The sequence below is a fragment of the uncultured Campylobacter sp. genome, from assembly GCF_937890585.1.
Taxonomy (GTDB): Bacteria; Campylobacterota; Campylobacteria; order Campylobacterales; family Campylobacteraceae; genus Campylobacter_A.
Genome location: NZ_CALACG010000174.1, coordinates 1 through 1,218 on the forward strand (window position 1 = coordinate 1; position 1,218 = coordinate 1,218).

Sequence of the window (1,218 nt, forward strand, 5' to 3'; positions counted from 1 at the left end):
ACAAATTCTTTAAATTTTAAACTGGCCTCACCGTCTGCTGTTTTTAGCTTTAGATCAAAGCCCTTCTTTACATCAGCAAGTCCTAAAGGCATAGCCGAGCTGATTTCTTCGCCTTTGTCGTTAAGCGCTGTTAAATTTATATATGAAACCTTCGTGCTAACAACGTTTGAAGCAGTGTTTTCACGTATATGCATATCAGCTTCAAAGCCAAGGTATCTTGTGATGCCAGCACCTATTAAGATGACGATAAAACCTATGTGAAAGATAAGTGATGGGAGTTTTTTAGGGTCGATTAGGTTGTATCTAAAGATGTTGTAGGCCAAATTTATACCAAGAAGTAGCTGGATAAGAGCAAACCAACTAGCACCATAAACATAATACCAAGCGGCTTCTGTGCTTGTTTTACTCTCTATAATGGTAGCGGCCCCACTAGCTATGGCGAAGATCACCATAAGGACGATAGCCGAGCCCATACTTAAAAATAGTGATTTTGGATTTAACATCTGTTTCCTTTTTTACTTATTGTATTGCGGCAAAGCTACCGAAGTGAAATTTATCTTAAATAACTACCCTGTTTTGTCTCCGTAGAAACTGGTTTGTTTTCGTTTGTCTCTTGCTCGCTAAGTGCATCTTTACCTTTTAAATATGCAAGGATCGCGCCAAGGTCGCTGTTTGAGAGGATTTTAGCTTGGTTTTGCATTACATTTTTTCCACTTCCGCCAAAGCTTGTGTCGCTTCTGTAAGAGATGATGCTGTCTTCTATATCTTTAGCAGTCATATTTTTTAGAGGAGTTGAGCCAAATGGCCTTTTGTCTGCATTTTCACCGTGACAGCTAGCGCATTGTTTTTCAAAAATTTCTTTACCTAAAGATACGCTATATCTACCTTTTTTATCGACACCAAGTTTTAAAATTCTATTATCTTTATAACGTCTTGGGTCTTCATCGATATAGACATTTACCTTTTCATTTCTGTCATTAGCCTGCTTTTTTGCCATTTCAGCAAGTTCTTTGCCAAATTCACCACGAGCTTCTATGTAATAAACCTGTGAAGCTGCAAAGGCATTTGCCACCAAAAAACACGCCAAAAAAGAAATTTTGATATTTTTCATGAGTTTCCTTGAAATTTTGCTCTAAATTTAAAAATCCCGGATCAGATTGCTCCGACCCGGGATTATATCATAAGTTGATTAATGAGCTAATATTAGAATGAGTATTT

The 1,218-nt window shown here is 37.3% G+C and carries 1 protein-coding gene and 1 pseudogene; both read right to left on the reverse strand.

Annotated elements, in window-relative coordinates:
- Positions 1 to 503, reverse strand: a pseudogene (locus Q0296_RS05145) (cytochrome c biogenesis protein ResB); the annotation flags it as partial.
- Positions 504 to 553: 50 nt separating this feature from the next.
- A complete protein-coding gene (locus Q0296_RS05150; RefSeq protein ID WP_298037472.1) occupies positions 554 to 1,111 on the reverse strand; it encodes a cytochrome c in 558 nt (185 codons plus the stop codon).
- Positions 1,112 to 1,218 lie beyond the last annotated feature (107 nt).